Genomic DNA, 15,232 nt, shown 5'->3' with positions numbered 1-15,232 from the left:
ATCCGAGGTCCGAGGTCAGAGATCCGAGGTCCGAGGTCAGAGGTCCGAGGTCAGAGGTCAGAGGTCCGAGGTCAGAGGTCAGAGGTCCGAGGTCAGAGGTCCGAGGTCAGAGGTCCGAGGTCAGAGATCCGAGGTCAGAGATCCGAGGTCAGAGGTCCGAGGTCAGAGATCCGAGGTCCGAGGTCCGAGGTCAGAGATCCGAGGTCAGAGGGCGGCCTTCGGGCCTCGGATATCTTACTTTTTGCTTTTATTTTTTGCGGTATCGTTTTCTTGCTCGTTTGTATAGATTCTCTCTACTACCAATTATATTTACCGTGATAATTTCATTTTCGACATAATATATGATCCGGTATTCCGGTTTTCTTCCAAAATAATAAGAAAGCTCACCTTTCAATGCACCATATAACGGATAACCAACCCCAAATGGATCTCTTTCAATTGTAGGCAAGTGTTCGTAGACAACCTTTTTTTGGATATCAGGGGGCAGCTTTTTAAGGTCGCGATGCGCAGCAGGTGAAATCAGCAGTCTAAATTCTGTCATATTCTGCTTGCAATTCGTTCAGCGAAAGGAATTTTTTCTTAGCTTGTTTATCTTTAAGCGTTTTCGTAGTCATTTCGTTTACGTAGTCGATAAATTCCTTGTCCTGTTTTATCTGCAAGAATTCGATAAAAGACAATACTTCTCTTTTTTGGTTATCTGGCAAGCTAGATACTTTTTCAAAAATAATTCTATCAACTTCGTTTAAGGCAGGCATTTTATTTCCTCTCTGCGCATAAAAAAATCAATTACAGATTAAGGGGATTCCATGGCGTAGACTAGAAGTCAAAAGGCTGGTGAAGCTTTCGCTGATCGACTTCCCTTTTTGCCCTCAACAGTTCCACGTTTTTTTTGGAACGATCCATCGCCTGAATAATTTCCAGCTCTACTGTTTTAGGCATCGCTTTACGCCGGCCAGAAGTCTTTCCAAGGCTTTTGAAGGCTTTAGAGCACCGATTACCCTTGATTTCACCCGATTTTGATTTCATTGCGCCCCCATCTTTTCTCATTTATAACTTTTTTCCTTGTTGGTGCCCATCACCCTAAATCAGCCCGATCTCGATTTCAAAAGAAAACCGAGGTCAGAGGTCGGAGATCCGAGGTCAGAGGTCGGAGATCCGAGGTCAGAGGTCAGAGGTCAGAGGTCAGAGGTCAGAGGTCAGAGGTCAGAGGTCAGAGGTCAGAGGTCAGAGGTCAGAGGTCAGAGGTCGGAGGTCAGAGGTCAGAGGTCGGAGATCCGAGGTCCGAGATCCGTGGTCGGAGATCGGGCATCAGACTTCTGGCTGTTCTGCGGACATCGGACATCGGATCTCGGACTTCTGGCTGTTTGAGGTCACTGTTTTTTGATTACGAAAGGTTGTGGATTATTGAGCATGGAGCCGAGCATCGATCCAACAGCACGGTTTTCTTCGGTGAGCCGAGCATGTTCATCAGCAACAATGTACCCGCAGTCGAGCGCGTAATCTAGCCAGGTATCAGTCTCCGCGGTTTCTCCGTCAGCGTCGGTCAGCTTACTGACAAAGTGAGCCTCATATCTGCGCTTGGCCCAGGCTTCCCGAAGGTTTGCGCATACAGATCGGGATGACCGCCTAATCTGATCGGTGAGGGAGAACTTCTCTTCCGCTGGCCAAGTCTTACTAATGGTAAAAATTTCCATCGACAAGTCGTAGGCTCTTTTGTAAACGCGTAGATCCTTGGCGCTTTTGATCTGTTCGCCCATCGCTTGCCTCCATGAGGGGCAGAGGCTGGAGTCGGACCTCGGACTTCGGACCTCGGACTTCGGACCTCGGACATCGGACCTCGGACCTCGGACCTCGGACCTCGGACCTCGGACCTCGGACCTCGGACCTCGGACCTCGGACCTCGGATCTCGGATCTCGGACCTCGGACCTCGGACATCGGACATCGGACCTCGGACCTCGGACCTCGGACCTCGGATCTCGGACCTCGGACCTCGGACCTCGGACCTCGGACCTCGGATCTCGGACCTCGGGCCTCGGACCTCGGACCTCGGATCTCGGACATCGGACCTCGGACATCGGACCTCGGACCTCGGACCTCGGACCTCGGTCTCTATGCCGTAGACCGGGCCCTGCATCAGGTCGGTGACCCGCAGGTCCCACATGCGCACGCCGAACCAGAACAGGTCCGTGTCCATGATCTTGGTGGTGTGGTAAAGGCTGCTGGCCTGGCGCGGAAAGAGGAACCGGTCGCTGCGGCCGTTTTTCTCGATCTCGATCCACCCCTCGGGGATGTCGATCTTGGGTGTGCCGTACTCGCCCATGGTGCCGATGTGGACCACGTGGGTGTCGCGGGAGAAATCGCGCAGGGCCCACACCAGGTTGTTGGTGATCAGCAGGTTGTTGGCCACCGTGATCTTGGCGTACTTGTAGTTGATGAGCGAATACGGCGCCGAAGGCTGCTCGGCGTAGTGGATCACCGTCTCCGGGATGCCGCTGAACTTGCCGTCCACCGCCCAGGTGTAGGCGACATCGCCCTTGAACAACGAGCGCATGACCTCCGGGTCGGTGAGATCCCCGATGAGCACCTTGATTTCCTTGCCGGTGAGCTGGTGCCAGATCTTGGCGCGCTGCACCAGGGTCGGCACCGGGTAGAGCATGCCCACGTCCAGCTCGGTGCAGGCGTTACGCCGGAAGTAGTTGTCCACCACCGTCACCTGGTAGCCGCGCTGAGAGAAGTACATGGCCGTGGGCCAGCCGAGATAGCCGTCGCCGCCGAGGATGAGGATGTGCTCGCCTTTGGAAGAGTCGTTCGATTCTTTTGCCATGTTTTGGTCCTGTGGTCAGAGCGGAGAGCCGGACGTCTCTAACTATCCACTATCAGGGCCGCTTCACAGCGCTCAAGGCGCCTGCGACGTTGCACATTCAAAAATAGCGACTGGGGGCTCGGCGCTCACTTGGTGAGCCCCTTTTGCTTCTCATACGTTCTGAGCCCGGCAATGCCGAGCATTGCAAGAACGATGTTAAAAAGCATATCGTCATTGAGCTGCGGCGGGGGCGTGGGGGTCAGGTTGTAGATCGAGTTGATCCATAAGAAGATCGGCTGGATGAGGAATGTATAAACCAATGCCAGGCCGCTCACCCATCCGATAAAGGGCCGCCAGCCTGCCACGAAGAGGGTCCTGTGCTGCGCCTCGGCGATGTTTGTCTCGTGAACCTTGGAGAGGATCTGGGTATCGAGCTCCTTTTCTCTGAGGGCAATTTCCAGTCGCTCATTATCTGTCGTGATCAGGTCATCGGCAATCCTGCCGACGCCGTCGATCACGCTACCGATCCCGAAGCTGTTCATGTCAACGCCTCCATAGCCCGCTTCAGCCAGCCGCGAAGATAGAAGCTACAAGCTACAAGCTACAAGTTACAAGTTACAAGTTACAAGCTACAAGCTACAAGCTACAAGCTACAAGCTACAAGCTACAAGCTACAAGCTACAAGCTACAAGCTACAAGCTACAAGCTACAAGCTACAAGCTACAAGCTACAAGCTACAAGCTACAAGCTACAAGTTACAAGTTACAAGTTACAAGTTACAAGTTACAAGTTACAAGTTACAAGATGATTGATCCTATGCCGCCTGCACCTAGAGTACCAAGAATATTGATCATGTCAGCGCCTCCATAGTCCTGTTCAGCCAGCCGCGAAGGTATATCGCGTAGCGTTTTGGATCGCTGTTGGCCAGATCGAGGTAGTGCTTGATCCGGGCGATCGTATATTGAGCGATAAAAAGCTCGGTATCCATGCGGTTTACGGCTGCGATGGTTTTGGGGCCGATAATCCCATCGGGGACGGTGCCTGCGACAACCTGGGCGATCTTGGTTGCCTTCTTGATCCCCGCGTTGACGGCAAACTCATAGAGGATGTAGCGTTTATCTTCATCGATGCCTTCAAAGACATGCCAGTAATGGGTTTTATAAAAGCCTCTCACAAGCTCGGTGGGCGGAGTGGCCCCCTTGTCGATGTAGTCCCATCCCTCCCAGGATGGATGGGCCTTGCGGTAGATGCCCGCATAGGTTGCATCGCTTTCGGTTGCGTTTTGGTGCAGCCGAAAGCCTCCCTCGAGCGCGATGACCTTTCTGAAGGCGGTCTCAAAATCCATTGGTAGCGTAGAAAACAATAGACGTAATAGGGGAGGGTGAGGGGGATTTTTTGATTTTGTCACCCTCACCCCAGCCCTCTCCCATCAAGGGAGAGGGAGCATTTTCCCCTCCCCTCGTGGGAGGGGATTAAGGGGAGGGGGATGTAGGTGAACGACATGCATTGATTTTGTCACCCTCACCCCAACCCTCTCCCATCAAGGGAGAGGGGGCATTTTCCCCTCCCCTCGTGGGAGGGGATTAAAGGGAGGGGGATGTAAGTGATCGACATGCATTGATTTTGTCACCCTCACCCCAGCCATCTCCCATCCAGCCCTCTCCCATCAAGGGAGAGGGAGCATTTTCCCCTCCCCTCGTGGGAGGGGATTAAGGGGAGGGGGATGTAGGTGAACGACATGCATTGATTTTGTCACCCTCACCCCAGCCCTCTCCCATCAAGGGAGAGGGAGCATTTTCCCCTCCCCTCGTGGGAGGGGATTAAGGGGAGGGGGATGTAGGTGAACGACATGCATTGATTTTGTCACCCTCACCCCAGCCCTCTCCCATCAAGGGAGAGGGGGCTTTCCCCTCCCCTCGTGGGAGGGGATTAAGGGGAGGGGGATGTAGGTGAACGACATGCATTGATTTTGTCACCCTCTCCCCAGCCCTCTCCCACCAAGGGAGAGGGAGCTTTCCCCTCGTTTCGAAGCTCTGGCTTGGGAACGGCCTCATGGGAACCGAAGCTGGAGCTTCTCCACAGTTGTGTTCCCAAGCTGGAGCTTGGGAACAAGAAGCAAAAGATCGGCAGATGAAAGAGTTCTGGGGTCGGGTCTTAAAATACCACTCTTTGTTTTCAAGCTGATAAAGGTCGCGTTATATGCGGCCTATCACCTCGTCCACCACATCGCATATGTCCGGCGTGCAAACCTGTACTATACCCCCTTCAGAAAGATGTTTATGGTCATCAAATCCCAATGCCGGGCTGTGTCTGGCGTTATCATAGCGGAATATCAGCTTCCCTTTTTTATTCTGGTATTGGTAAGCGTAAGTTAACTTTTCGACTGTGTATTTTGCATCAATAAACTCATTGATATACAAAACAGATCCATCGACCAGAACAATTTTCGCATCAATAACAGCCTGTTTTGAAGCCCTTATCTCTTCCCTGATATCTATGGATTCAGCAAATCCAAAATCGTTGATTTTTCCCACAGCTCGGCGAAAGGCCTTCAAATAATCAGGTAGAGACATGATGAATACTCTTCAATACATCCAATCGTTCATTTAATCGCATTGAAAGATGATATTCTCCAGCCCATTCAACATATTCCAAATCTTTTCCTTCCAGATCTTCAGCAGTCCACTCATTGATGAACTTTTCCGACGAAACATTGTACTTTTTTTCGAATCTCGATAGTCGCTCTTTTGCAAGCCTCAGGCTATATTCCAACCGCAACGATTCAGTTTCCAAAGCTTCTGTCAAAATCTCGGTGGCTTTATCCGGCACATCTGATTTAAATTTGATTTCAGCCATCTTAACTCCCCTCAAGCTTTCTTAAACCGAAGGTAACATAACTTGTCGTCGATCCGTCCAACCCATTCTACTACAAAGCTAATGATTAATCCTCTTGTTTATTGGCCTGAAACGCGCTATCTTTCTATCCCTTGCTCGATAACCTTTCTGAAGGCGGTCTCAAAATCCATTGGTAGCGTAGAAAACAATAGACCTGGTATTTGATGCTAAATTCTATTTCCCCTCCCCTTGTGGGAGGGGATTAAGGGGAGGGGGATGTAAGTGATCGACATGCATTGATTTTGTCACCCTCACCCCAACCCTCTCCCATCAAGGGAGAGGGAGCATTTTCCCCTCCCCTCGTGGGAGGGGATTAAGGGGAGGGGGATGTAAGTGATCGACATGCATTGATTTTGTCACCCTCACCCCAACCCTCTCCCATCAAGGGAGAGGGAGCATTTTCCCCTCCCCTCGTGGGAGGGGATTAAGGGGAGGGGGATGTAAGTGATCGACATGCATTGATTTTGTCACCCTCACCCCAACCCTCTCCCATCAAGGGAGAGGGGGCTTTCAAGGGAGAGGGAGCTTTCCCCCCTTTTTTACTGGAACCGAGTCCTGATACCAGTCGTAGAACTTTCTCAGGCCCTCATCCACGCTCGTCCCGCTCCATCAGGAACACGCAGCCCTCGGCCATGTCCAGGCTCCAGAGAAACTCCCGCAACGGTTTGCCCGTCCCCCAGATTTCCACGATGCCGTCAAGCTCCGCCGGCTCACCTCCGACCTCTGATTTGCAGCTTCTAATGCCGTGCTTGGCCAAAGTTCGCAGAATCCGATCCTCGGGGGCGCTCCCGTCTGCGCCGTTGACCGGGCTGGCTCGGTATATTCAAGGGCCCGGGCGGCGTCGCCGACAAGATTTCGCCGCAGATGGGCGGCTCGTGGTTGAACAGGATGCCGTTTACGGCAAACAGGTTGTAGGCCTCGTGGTAGTTGACCGTGATCCAGTAGCCGTAGAGCTTGGCGCAGGCATACGGGGAGCGCGGATAAAACGGCGTGGTCTCCCGCTGAGGCGTCTCCTGCACCAGCCCGTAGAGCTCCGAGGTGCCGGCCTGATAGAAGCGGGTCTCTTTCCCTGCAGGCTCAGCAAGCGGATGGCCGCCTCCAGCAGGCGCAGGGTGCCAAGGGCGTCGGTGTTGGCCGTGTACTCGGGCGTCTCGAAGGAGACGGCCACGTGGGACTGCGCGCCCAGGTTGTAGATCTCGTCCGGCTGGCTGGCCTGCACCAGGCCGTTGAGGTTGGAAGAATCGGTCAGGTCGCCGTAGTGCAGGATGAAGTTGCGATTGGGCTCGTGTGAGAAATTCGGCCAGATAGGCACCGTCCTGGCCGGTGATGAGTGCTTTTTTCATGGGTATCCGAAAATCCTGGTCTTCTCTGCGCCTCCGCGCGAGAAAAAGAATTGGATGTAAGTGATCCACCGACGTTTATTTGCTGTCTGCTTGTCATCTTCCCTGAAGCATTCAGTTCGGAGGGTCACCCTGGATGTCGTTCTAAAAGATCTGCACCCAAAGCAAAAGGGGTCAGGTCTACACATTTGACATATCTGGTTTATCTAGTTTATCTGGTCTGTTTGGGGATATGGGAGACGTTGTCTCATATTTCCATTGAGCCAATTCCAACGCAGGTTTTCTATTATTGTCATACCAGCGTGGGAATGGGGAACGTTAATAAGATTATAACATTCTTGGGCCGAAAAAACGAGAAAAGCAAGAAAGGTTAGGTTTCCGAAAAAAACGTGGAAATTATAACATGTTTCCAACATTCCCCAGGTCTATTCCTAACTGTTTCAGTATCCGTCGAATCGTCCCTTGTTTAAGATCCTTATTGCCCCAATCCGGAATTACAGTTCCTTTTCCGGTAGCGGGATTAAGCCACTTTAGATGTGAACCTCCACCTCGACGGGGAATTTCATGACAACCAAGAGTCCGAAGCTTTTTAGTCAGCTCTCGATAGTTCATGAATCAGCAGAAATTAGTGATTCAAACCAAACCGGAGAGTTTATATCGTCTGCTATCAAGCCAGAAGGAAACGCTTTACCCGTGTCCTCATATAGTTCCATCACTGCATTAATAGCGTCCCTGACAACTTCATCAATATGTTTAAGGTCGTCGACCTCAGTTACTAATTCTGGGAGAATAGGACTTGTCACTGTCCATCCACCTTCTTTTTGTGGCTCTAAAATTAATGGGACTTTAAACATTCTACTCATGGAAAGTCTACCTCCCTCAATTGGTACCAGGATCAGAAATAAAATCTTTTATTATAGTTATATTCTAATATACTTGGTGGTTAGAAATCAAGCGACGAATGGGGGACGTCCATAAAATTATAAGCTTCTTGCGTGAAGCTGGGCCCCCTTTGGGTCGGACCACTAAATTAATTATTATTACGGATCGTTAAACCACAAAACAGGCCCAAAATCGACCTTAGAAGCCCCTTTTTGACCCCGAAATGGCCGCTTTGCGGCGTTCAAGGCGCCTGCGACGTTCCACATTCAAGACTGACCACGGGGAGCGGGGCGCTCACTTCGTCAGCCCCTTTTGCTTATCATAGGTTCTAAGCCCCGCAATGCCGACCGAAAGTTACAAGTTGCAAGTTGCAAGTTCCCCTCGTTCCGCAGCTCTGGCTTGGGAACGAGGGGAAACGGAGCTGATGCGCTTGCTGCTTCAAGGCCATCTGCATCTACCTCAGAGGGTCCACCCTGGATGTCGTTCTTAAAGATCCGCATCCAACGTAAACACAAGCAAAAGGGGTCGGGTGTACACATTTGACATATCTGGTCTATCTGGTTTCTTTGGTTGATCCGTCTTAGACTTAGGGGACGTTGGTGTTTTTGCTGGTTTCTTTGGCAATATCTTTCACACCTCCACCGGTTATTATCTTACCCACTTACATCAAGCCTAAAGACTTCAAAACCTCAGCCAACCGGGGCTCCTGCTTGGCATATTCTCTTACCGCCATCTCCCACCTTTCACTCCTCTCCAGAACCGGACGTAGGGCCGTCCTCCTATCCCAAATGGCAAACCCAATGGTTACAGCCACAATCCCGGCAAAAGCCGCAACTATCCCTATAAAAATATTTATCAACTGATCAAACCGCTTATTCATATCCTCTCTTAATTCCATAAACCGCTTATCCACCTGTTCGAACCGCTTATCTATCTGCTCAAACCGCTTATCTATCTGCTCAAACCGCTTATCTATCTGCTCAAACCGCTTGTCTATCTGCTCAAACCGCTTGTCTATCTGCTCAAACCGCTTGTCTACATCTTCTAACTTAACCTCTACCCTTATAAGCCTATCTCTATCCTCAAGGGTGAAAGGCACTTCCTCTGCAAAGACATCTAAGCTTATACTCAAAAGAACACATATTGCTACCCATGTTAGATACTTGCTCATAACCACTCAGCATCCTGTCAAGCGCGGACCTTGAGCTTCCGGGACAATTCGGCTGCACTCATATTTAATTCTTCAAGCTGTTCCGCAAGATGCTTCCCGGGATCCACTACTGACAAGTTACAAGTTACAAGTTACAAGTTACAAGTTGCAAGTTGCAAGTTGCAAGTTGCAAGAGGCAAGTTGCAAGAGGCAAGTTGCAAGAGGCAAGTTGCAAGAGGCAAGTTGCAAGAGGCAAGTTGCAAGTTGCAAGGGGTCGATAGTCATTTCTTTTGATCTCGTATGGTTTTCATCAAACCGTGGAGCATGCGTGAGATTTCTTCTGTTTCCCTGATCCACGCCATGGCTGTCTCTCGTTCGATGTAGCCAATGTCCATTGCGATGTACAACTGAGTCCTCAATTCGCCTGCCGAGCCCTTCGCATAATTCAGAAAACAGGTCGTTTCCTTTGCCGACTCACGTTCAAAACCTTCGGCAATGTTGGAAGGGATCGAGAGCCCCGCCCGCGTAATCTGATCGCGAAACCCAAAATCTTTCAAGTCCCTGAGTGCCTTATAGAGCTCGGCACTCAAGCGGGCAGATCGTTTCCAAACCGCCAGATCCTCGAAGCGCGCCACAATTCCGCCTTGCGACTTGAAACTTGCGACTTGAAACTTGCAACTTGAAACTTGAAACTTGCAACTTGAAACTTGAAACTTGCGACTTGAAACTTGCGACTTGAAACTTGCGACTTGAAACTTGCGACTTGAAACTTGCGACTTGAAACTTGCAACTTGAAACTTGCAACTTGAAACTTGCAACTTGCACAAGCCGCCGGATACAGCTCCGCCAACTCGGTTACAGGGCCCATCGCCCCGCCCGAACCCTCGGCGGATGCTTCCCGGTCGTTTCCGTGACCTGGCGTTGAGGTTATGGTTGGATGTCGTGAAATACGTCACCAACGCTTTTCCGCAGGATACGAGTTGAGAGGAGCTTGTCAAGGGGAAGTTTCCCCTCCCCTTGTGGGAGGGGATTTTTTTGATTTTATCACCCATACCCCAACCCTCTCCCATCAAGGGAGAGGGGGCTTTCCCCCCTTTTTCGCCTTCTTCCCAAGCTGGAGCTTGGAAACGAGGGGAAAATCCATTGGCCTCCCTGTGAACGTTCATGAGGCGTGGAGCGAGTAGATCAAAAGAGTATGCACCTTCCCACTTACATCAAGCCTAAAGACTTCAAAACCTCAGCCAACCGGGGCTCCTGCTTGGCATATTCTCTTACCGCCATCTCCCACCTTTCACTCCTCTCCAGAACCGGACGTAAGGCCGTCCTCCTATCCCAGATGGCAAATCCAATGGTTACAGCCACAATCCCGGCAAAAGCCGCAACTATTCCTATAAAAATATTTACCAACTGATCAAACCTTTTCTCTATAGACTCAAACCTTTTGTCTATGGAGTCAAACCTCTTATTCATATCCTCTCTTAATTCTATAAAGCGCTTATCTATCTGTTCAAACCGCTTGTCTATCTGCTCAAACCGCTTGTCTACATCTTCTAACTTAACCTCTACCCTTATAAGCCTGTCTCTATCCTCAAGGGTGAAAGGCACTTCCTCTGCAAAGACATCTAAACTTATACTCAAAAGAACACATATTACAAGCCATGTTAGATACTTGCTCATAACCACTCAGCCTCCTGTCAAGCGGGGACCTTGAGCTTGCGGGACAATTCGGCTGCACTCATATATAATTCTTCAAGCTGTTCCGCAAAATGTTTCCCGGGATGTACTGCATACTATATAATTAGTTTCCTTATTTATGTGTTATGTCAAGTGTAATGTTTATCGGTTGCCAGTTATCCGTTGTCGGTTGGCGGTTTTCGGTTGTCCCTTGTTCAGCAATTCCAGGATAGGATACGGGCAGATCCCGGCCAACTCTTTCCAAATCGGCCGAAATCAGCAAAACCCGCAATGGATGCTCCTGTTTCGTTTTGAGTTTCATCCGTCTTCCAGGATATTTGCGAGCAGAGGTGAGGAGGGTAGGGCGAAGGGATTGATCACGGTAAGGCCTCTCCAAATGAAACCGGCCTGCAAATCTTCACTCAACACCATGCGGCAGCTGTTTTCCGCCGCAACCGCCATGATCAATGCGTCCCAAATCTGGAATCCGTGATCAATTGCCAGGTCGATTGCAGCCTGAAAAGCCGACCAAGACGAGTCGCCAACCTCAAAACTGTCGGCCCAGGCCATAACGGCCTCACGTGCCGGCGCTGCTTCGCGTTTTGCCTTTCCCGTGAGAACCCGAAAAAGCTCGCCCAGGGCTTGCGCGAGAACCAGGACAAGCTCGACCGGCAAGCGTTCTATCAGCCTGATAGCAATGGCGCAGCGGACCGCATCGCCGACCCCCTCGGCATAGGCCAATATACTCGTATCGAGGGCTACACGCACGCCGGATCGCCATACAGTTCGTCACGGGTCCAATCGCGCGACCCGGTCACGTCCTGGGCTTTCAACCGGGATACCAAGAGGTCTTTCATCGCCTTTTTATGCAATATGTCGGAACTGACAGAAGTGATTTTAGCCACAGGCCTCCCTCTTGACAGGATCGTGATTTCCTCACCCTTACCCACTTCCCGCAGTAGGTTGGAAAAACCACGATTCGCATTCGCGGCAGTGATGGTTTTCATATGATCGCCTCCCCCAAGTTGTAGTGGACATCACTACTTTAATTTGGCTGTTGCCGGCTGTCTACACGATGGCACCCTGGCCGACACCGCCGCCTTCGCATTGAGTGCAGATCTTTTGCTTCTTGTTCCCAAGCTGCAGCTTGGGAACACAACTGTGCAGAAGCTCCAGCTTCGGTGAGCCCGTTCCCAAGCTGGAGCTTGGGAACGAGGGGAAATCGGATAAATCAATAAGGATGAAATTCACGCACCCGGTATTTCCCGGTTTCCCGGTAATCAGAACTGTAGTCGTTGTCAAAATTTTCATACTTGGCAACAAACTTACCCATGTACTGATTGACTACGGGATAGCCGGCCTTCAGCCACGCCAACATTCCGCCATCTACTAGCCATATATTTGTATACCCATAGTCGTACAGAAAATGGGCAACATAAAAGGCGCGATGAGATGTTCGGCAATAGATATAGATCTCCGCGTTCGCGTCAGCGATGTGCCTGGGGATGGTGTACACATGACCAGCGTGGATATTATCCGCTCCCTCGATATGAAAGGTATAAAATTCAGGGGCGCTTCTGAGATCAAGAAGATAGGCTTCTCTAGTCCCGGCATTCACCTCATCAACTATTTTTTTGAACTGTTCAACGTTGATAATACGATCAATCGGAATCTCTTTCTTGAATTCCGCGAGAATCTTTTTCTCACCGGCTACTAAATCCAATGTCCCATTTGCCGGGTCAGCGCCGTAGGCCGTGGAAAAACCGACAGCAAGGAAAACGATTAAAGCGGTAAGGAGAGTTTTGACCTTCATGCGGTTTCCTCCTTTCAATAAGATGTGACTCACATTTTGCTCTTCACCTTAATCCGTGAGAGCGCACCTATCTCGCGCCAAGACGCCGGTTTTTTTAAAACCACAAAAATTTCTTCTTGTTCCCAAGCTCCAGCTTGGGAACACAACTGTGCAGAAGCTCCAGCCTCGATTCCTGTGAAGCCGTGAGCCATCCCCTCGTTCCCAAGCTGGAGCTTGGGAACGAGGGGAAACGGAGCTGATGCGCTTGCTGCTCTAAGGCCATCTGCATCTACCTCAGAGAGTCACACTGAATGTGGTTCTAAAAGATCCGCACCCATTCTATTTCCCCTCCCCTTGTGGGAGGGGATTAAGGGGAGGGGGGAGAAAGGGATTTTTTTGCTCTTCGTTATCCTTCTTGCTTAAGGTTTCCACTTTAGAACGCTACCAAAATCTTTTCTTTGCGCCTCTGCGCGAGAAAAAGAAATCGATCGGTCGGCGTTATCCCACCCCGTCGGCCCGAGGGCGGGCCTCCTATGGGGCATGAGGGTCGCCGGTAAGCCGGCTCCTACGCGGGCATATTTATCCCGAGAACACGGGCCAGGGCGGCCTGGGCCGGGGGTTCGCCGTGGACCAGCCGGATGTGGGCCGGCGGGGCGGGCATGGCCTGGACCCAAGCCACCAGGGTCTTCTGGTCGGCGTGGGCCGAGTAGCCCGAAAGTGTATGCACCCTCGCCTTGACGGGAATCCGCCCCTCCTGAATGGCCCGGCCGGGAGTGCCCTTGGCCTGGTAGCCGACGAAAAAGATGTCGTTGGCCGGGTTGTCCAGCCCGTGGGCCAGGTGGTCCCGGATGCGCCCCCCGGTGCACATGCCGGATCCGGCGATGATCACGGCCGGCCCCGGCATGGTGAGGAGCCGCTGGTGGTCGGCGAATGTTTCCACCGCATACAGGTTCTTGAAATCCAGGGGGTGGTCCCCGGCGGCCTTTAGTGCCCTCGCTTCCCGGTCCCAGAAGACTTCCATCTTCTGGTAGATCCGGGTGATCTCAAGCCCCAGGGGCGAATCGATGAACACCGGCACGCGGGGGTGGATCCGGTCGAGCTCGTAGATCAGTTCCTGGATCCGGCCCAGAGCGAAGGCCGGAATGTAAACAATACCGTTATCGGCCAGAGCGCGGGTCAGGGTCTCTTCCAGGATCTTCAGGCGGTACGACCGATTTTCGTGGTTCCGGTCCCCGTAGGTGGACTCAAGGATGAGCAGATCGCAGGCATCCGGAGGATCCGGGTCCGGCAGGAGCGGCGTGTCCGTGCACCCCAAGTCTCCGGAAAAGGTGACGCGGCACGCGCCGGCGGGCAAAGAGGGCCCGAGCCCCTCGGGCGGCGCGGCGATGGACTCCGGCGGAAAAGAAAACTGGATGAAACACGAGCCGAGGATGTGGCCGGCATTCTTGAAGGTAAAGCGGATCCCGTTTTTCAGCTCGAACGACTCGTGGAGCTCAAAACCCCAGGACAGCGCCTCGATGCGCTCCTCCAGGGCCTGGATGGCCCGGTCGCCGCGGTCGGAAAACGACATGGCATCCCGGAGCATGGGTAGGAGCAGCGCCTGGGTGGCATGGGTGCAGAGAATCTCGCCGCTAAAGCCGGCATCGATGAGGTCCGGGACCCGACCGATGTGGTCGATGTGGGCATGGGTCAGAAAGAGGTAGTCGATGTCGGCCGGCGGCACTGGGAACCGGTCGAAGGGGAGAACGGGGTCGTCCCCCTGAGCCAGCCCGCAATCCACCAGGAAGTTGACCCCGCGGACCGCTCCCCGATCCGGGTGGGTCTGCACAAGATGGCAGGAACCGGTGACGCAGTCTTTAGCGCCCAGATGGGTGATTTTCATGAGAACCTCCAAGAGGCGACGGCCTACAAGGCAGTGGGGCGGTGCGCTGTCCCCCGACAGCTCCGCCACCTCGGTTACAGGGCTCATCGCCCCGCCCGAAGCGTCGGGGGACTTCCACCGGGTCGACTCCATAACGCGAGGTTCCGCTTTGACGTCGTGAAATACCTCACAGACGTTTCTTCGCATGATAGGGCTTCAGAGGGGCGTGTCAAGCGGCATGTGATCTTCGGGTGGAGTAGACCACCCGGCTGTCGTGCCGCGTGTGGGTGTGCGAGGTGAATTGATCTTCGATTCCGAGACCGTTGACAGAGAACGCGAGTCCATGCGGCATTCCAGGTGCGTGACGTGGGCTACGCACAGGGTAGAGGCGTAGAGGCGCAGTGCCGCTGTGCCCCTACCTGCATTAAGCCATCCCCTCGTTCCCAAGCTGAAGCTTGGGAACGAGGGGATGGGTTTTAGCGGTCGGAGTTATGTTTTTGCTGAACCCTGAATCACCCCCACCCTAGCCCTCCCCCATCAAGGGGGAGGGGAAAGTTTATGTTACCCACTCACTTTGAGAAAGAACCCCTTTGCTTCTTGTTCCCAAGCTGGAGCTTTTGCTTCTTGTTCCCAAGCTCCAGCTTGGGAACAAAACTGTGCAGAAGCTCCAGCTTCGATTCCCCTGAAGCCGTGACCCATCTGCTCGTTCCCAAGCCGGAGCTTGGGAATGAGGGGGAATCCTTTACGGGGAGGGAAGCTGGAGCTTCCCGGGCAGGGCGTTCCCAAGCTGGAGCTTGGGAACGAGGGGAAACGGAGCTGATGCGCTTGCTGCTT

At 52.4% G+C, this 15,232-nt stretch carries 18 protein-coding genes and 1 pseudogene; all 19 read right to left on the bottom strand.

Annotation, left to right across the window (positions count from 1 at the left end; genetic code table 11):
• Window positions 1-247 precede the first annotated feature (247 nt).
• Complete coding sequence (locus FDQ92_RS00525) at window positions 248-541, bottom strand: type II toxin-antitoxin system RelE family toxin (protein WP_137422786.1); 294 nt, start codon at window positions 539-541, stop codon at window positions 248-250.
• Window positions 528-755: a DUF2281 domain-containing protein gene (locus tag FDQ92_RS00520; RefSeq protein WP_137422785.1), complete on the bottom strand. Its 228-nt coding sequence runs from the start codon at window positions 753-755 to the stop codon at window positions 528-530. Before FDQ92_RS00520 ends, FDQ92_RS00525 begins: the two co-directional genes overlap by 14 nt.
• A gap of 61 nt (window positions 756-816) precedes the next feature.
• Entirely contained in the window at window positions 817-1,047 is a 231-nt protein-coding gene (locus tag FDQ92_RS00515; protein WP_137422784.1) for a hypothetical protein, read from the bottom strand.
• Between the two features lie 323 nt (window positions 1,048-1,370).
• Window positions 1,371-2,825: a four helix bundle protein gene (locus FDQ92_RS15345; protein ID WP_211341312.1), complete on the bottom strand. Its 1,455-nt coding sequence runs from the start codon at window positions 2,823-2,825 to the stop codon at window positions 1,371-1,373.
• Between the two features lie 125 nt (window positions 2,826-2,950).
• The gene (locus FDQ92_RS00495; protein ID WP_137422783.1) at window positions 2,951-3,346 is read right to left on the bottom strand and encodes a 3TM-type holin; all 396 of its coding nucleotides are present in this window, start codon (window positions 3,344-3,346) and stop codon (window positions 2,951-2,953) included.
• A gap of 308 nt (window positions 3,347-3,654) precedes the next feature.
• A complete protein-coding gene (locus FDQ92_RS00490; protein WP_137422782.1) occupies window positions 3,655-4,149 on the bottom strand; it encodes a glycoside hydrolase family 108 protein in 495 nt (164 codons plus the stop codon).
• 850 nt (window positions 4,150-4,999) lie between these two features.
• Window positions 5,000-5,377, bottom strand: coding sequence for a toxin-antitoxin system TumE family protein (locus FDQ92_RS00485; RefSeq protein ID WP_170180116.1), 378 nt, complete (start codon window positions 5,375-5,377; stop codon window positions 5,000-5,002).
• Window positions 5,364-5,660 (bottom strand): hypothetical protein, encoded by a 297-nt coding sequence (locus tag FDQ92_RS00480; protein WP_137422781.1) that lies wholly within the window; start codon window positions 5,658-5,660, stop codon window positions 5,364-5,366. Before FDQ92_RS00480 ends, FDQ92_RS00485 begins: the two co-directional genes overlap by 14 nt.
• Before the next feature lie 625 nt (window positions 5,661-6,285).
• Complete coding sequence (locus FDQ92_RS16040) at window positions 6,286-6,456, bottom strand: NAD-dependent epimerase/dehydratase family protein (protein ID WP_342780351.1); 171 nt, start codon at window positions 6,454-6,456, stop codon at window positions 6,286-6,288.
• A 97-nt stretch (window positions 6,457-6,553) separates the two neighbouring features.
• Window positions 6,554-7,042: pseudogene (locus FDQ92_RS16035) on the bottom strand (GDP-mannose 4,6-dehydratase); the annotation flags it as partial.
• 393 nt (window positions 7,043-7,435) lie between these two features.
• Entirely contained in the window at window positions 7,436-7,651 is a 216-nt protein-coding gene (locus FDQ92_RS16030) for a type II toxin-antitoxin system HicA family toxin (protein ID WP_137422779.1), read from the bottom strand.
• Window positions 7,648-7,902, bottom strand: coding sequence for a type II toxin-antitoxin system HicB family antitoxin (locus FDQ92_RS00460; protein WP_137422778.1), 255 nt, complete (start codon window positions 7,900-7,902; stop codon window positions 7,648-7,650). The genes FDQ92_RS16030 and FDQ92_RS00460 overlap by 4 nt, the downstream gene beginning before the upstream one ends.
• A gap of 680 nt (window positions 7,903-8,582) precedes the next feature.
• Entirely contained in the window at window positions 8,583-9,092 is a 510-nt protein-coding gene (locus FDQ92_RS00455; protein ID WP_137422777.1) for a hypothetical protein, read from the bottom strand.
• Window positions 9,093-9,352: 260 nt separating this feature from the next.
• On the bottom strand, window positions 9,353-9,706 hold the full coding sequence (locus tag FDQ92_RS00445) for a four helix bundle protein (protein WP_137422776.1): 354 nt from the start codon (window positions 9,704-9,706) through the stop codon (window positions 9,353-9,355).
• A 574-nt stretch (window positions 9,707-10,280) separates the two neighbouring features.
• Entirely contained in the window at window positions 10,281-10,748 is a 468-nt protein-coding gene (locus FDQ92_RS00440; protein ID WP_137422775.1) for a DUF2059 domain-containing protein, read from the bottom strand.
• 315 nt (window positions 10,749-11,063) lie between these two features.
• Window positions 11,064-11,513 (bottom strand): PIN domain-containing protein, encoded by a 450-nt coding sequence (locus FDQ92_RS00430; protein WP_137422774.1) that lies wholly within the window; start codon window positions 11,511-11,513, stop codon window positions 11,064-11,066.
• Window positions 11,504-11,752 (bottom strand): type II toxin-antitoxin system Phd/YefM family antitoxin, encoded by a 249-nt coding sequence (locus tag FDQ92_RS00425; protein WP_137422773.1) that lies wholly within the window; start codon window positions 11,750-11,752, stop codon window positions 11,504-11,506. Before FDQ92_RS00425 ends, FDQ92_RS00430 begins: the two co-directional genes overlap by 10 nt.
• A 224-nt stretch (window positions 11,753-11,976) precedes the next feature.
• Window positions 11,977-12,558 carry a rhodanese-like domain-containing protein gene (locus FDQ92_RS00420; RefSeq protein ID WP_137422772.1) on the bottom strand — a complete coding sequence of 194 codons (582 nt, stop codon included), beginning with the start codon at window positions 12,556-12,558 and terminating at the stop codon, window positions 11,977-11,979.
• A 544-nt stretch (window positions 12,559-13,102) separates the two neighbouring features.
• Complete coding sequence (locus tag FDQ92_RS00415; RefSeq protein ID WP_137422771.1) at window positions 13,103-14,419, bottom strand: MBL fold metallo-hydrolase RNA specificity domain-containing protein; 1,317 nt, start codon at window positions 14,417-14,419, stop codon at window positions 13,103-13,105.
• Window positions 14,420-15,232: the final 813 nt, after the last annotated feature.

The sequence above is a fragment of the Desulfoglaeba alkanexedens ALDC genome (assembly GCF_005377625.1).
Lineage (GTDB): Bacteria > Desulfobacterota > Syntrophobacteria > Syntrophobacterales > DSM-9756 > Desulfoglaeba > Desulfoglaeba alkanexedens.
This window is presented reverse-complemented; position numbering and strand designations above follow the sequence as displayed.

Excerpts from the sequence above, each read along its gene's own strand:
- FDQ92_RS00415 (WP_137422771.1), bottom strand. The coding sequence starts at position 14,419 with ATGAAAATCACCCATCTGGGCGCTAAAGACTGCGTCACCGGTTCCTGC.
- FDQ92_RS00515 (WP_137422784.1), bottom strand. The coding sequence starts at position 1,047 with ATGAGAAAAGATGGGGGCGCAATGAAATCAAAATCGGGTGAAATCAAG.
- FDQ92_RS00440 (WP_137422775.1), bottom strand. The coding sequence starts at position 10,748 with ATGAGCAAGTATCTAACATGGCTTGTAATATGTGTTCTTTTGAGTATA.
- FDQ92_RS00420 (WP_137422772.1), bottom strand. The coding sequence starts at position 12,558 with ATGAAGGTCAAAACTCTCCTTACCGCTTTAATCGTTTTCCTTGCTGTC.
- FDQ92_RS00495 (WP_137422783.1), bottom strand. The coding sequence starts at position 3,346 with ATGAACAGCTTCGGGATCGGTAGCGTGATCGACGGCGTCGGCAGGATT.
- FDQ92_RS00490 (WP_137422782.1), bottom strand. The coding sequence starts at position 4,149 with ATGGATTTTGAGACCGCCTTCAGAAAGGTCATCGCGCTCGAGGGAGGC.
- FDQ92_RS00480 (WP_137422781.1), bottom strand. The coding sequence starts at position 5,660 with ATGGCTGAAATCAAATTTAAATCAGATGTGCCGGATAAAGCCACCGAG.
- FDQ92_RS15345 (WP_211341312.1), bottom strand. The coding sequence starts at position 2,825 with ATGGCAAAAGAATCGAACGACTCTTCCAAAGGCGAGCACATCCTCATC.
- FDQ92_RS00460 (WP_137422778.1), bottom strand. The coding sequence starts at position 7,902 with ATGAGTAGAATGTTTAAAGTCCCATTAATTTTAGAGCCACAAAAAGAA.
- FDQ92_RS00455 (WP_137422777.1), bottom strand. The coding sequence starts at position 9,092 with ATGAGCAAGTATCTAACATGGGTAGCAATATGTGTTCTTTTGAGTATA.
- FDQ92_RS00485 (WP_170180116.1), bottom strand. The coding sequence starts at position 5,377 with ATGTCTCTACCTGATTATTTGAAGGCCTTTCGCCGAGCTGTGGGAAAA.
- FDQ92_RS00520 (WP_137422785.1), bottom strand. The coding sequence starts at position 755 with ATGCCTGCCTTAAACGAAGTTGATAGAATTATTTTTGAAAAAGTATCT.
- FDQ92_RS16030 (WP_137422779.1), bottom strand. The coding sequence starts at position 7,651 with ATGAACTATCGAGAGCTGACTAAAAAGCTTCGGACTCTTGGTTGTCAT.
- FDQ92_RS00525 (WP_137422786.1), bottom strand. The coding sequence starts at position 541 with ATGACAGAATTTAGACTGCTGATTTCACCTGCTGCGCATCGCGACCTT.
- FDQ92_RS00425 (WP_137422773.1), bottom strand. The coding sequence starts at position 11,752 with ATGAAAACCATCACTGCCGCGAATGCGAATCGTGGTTTTTCCAACCTA.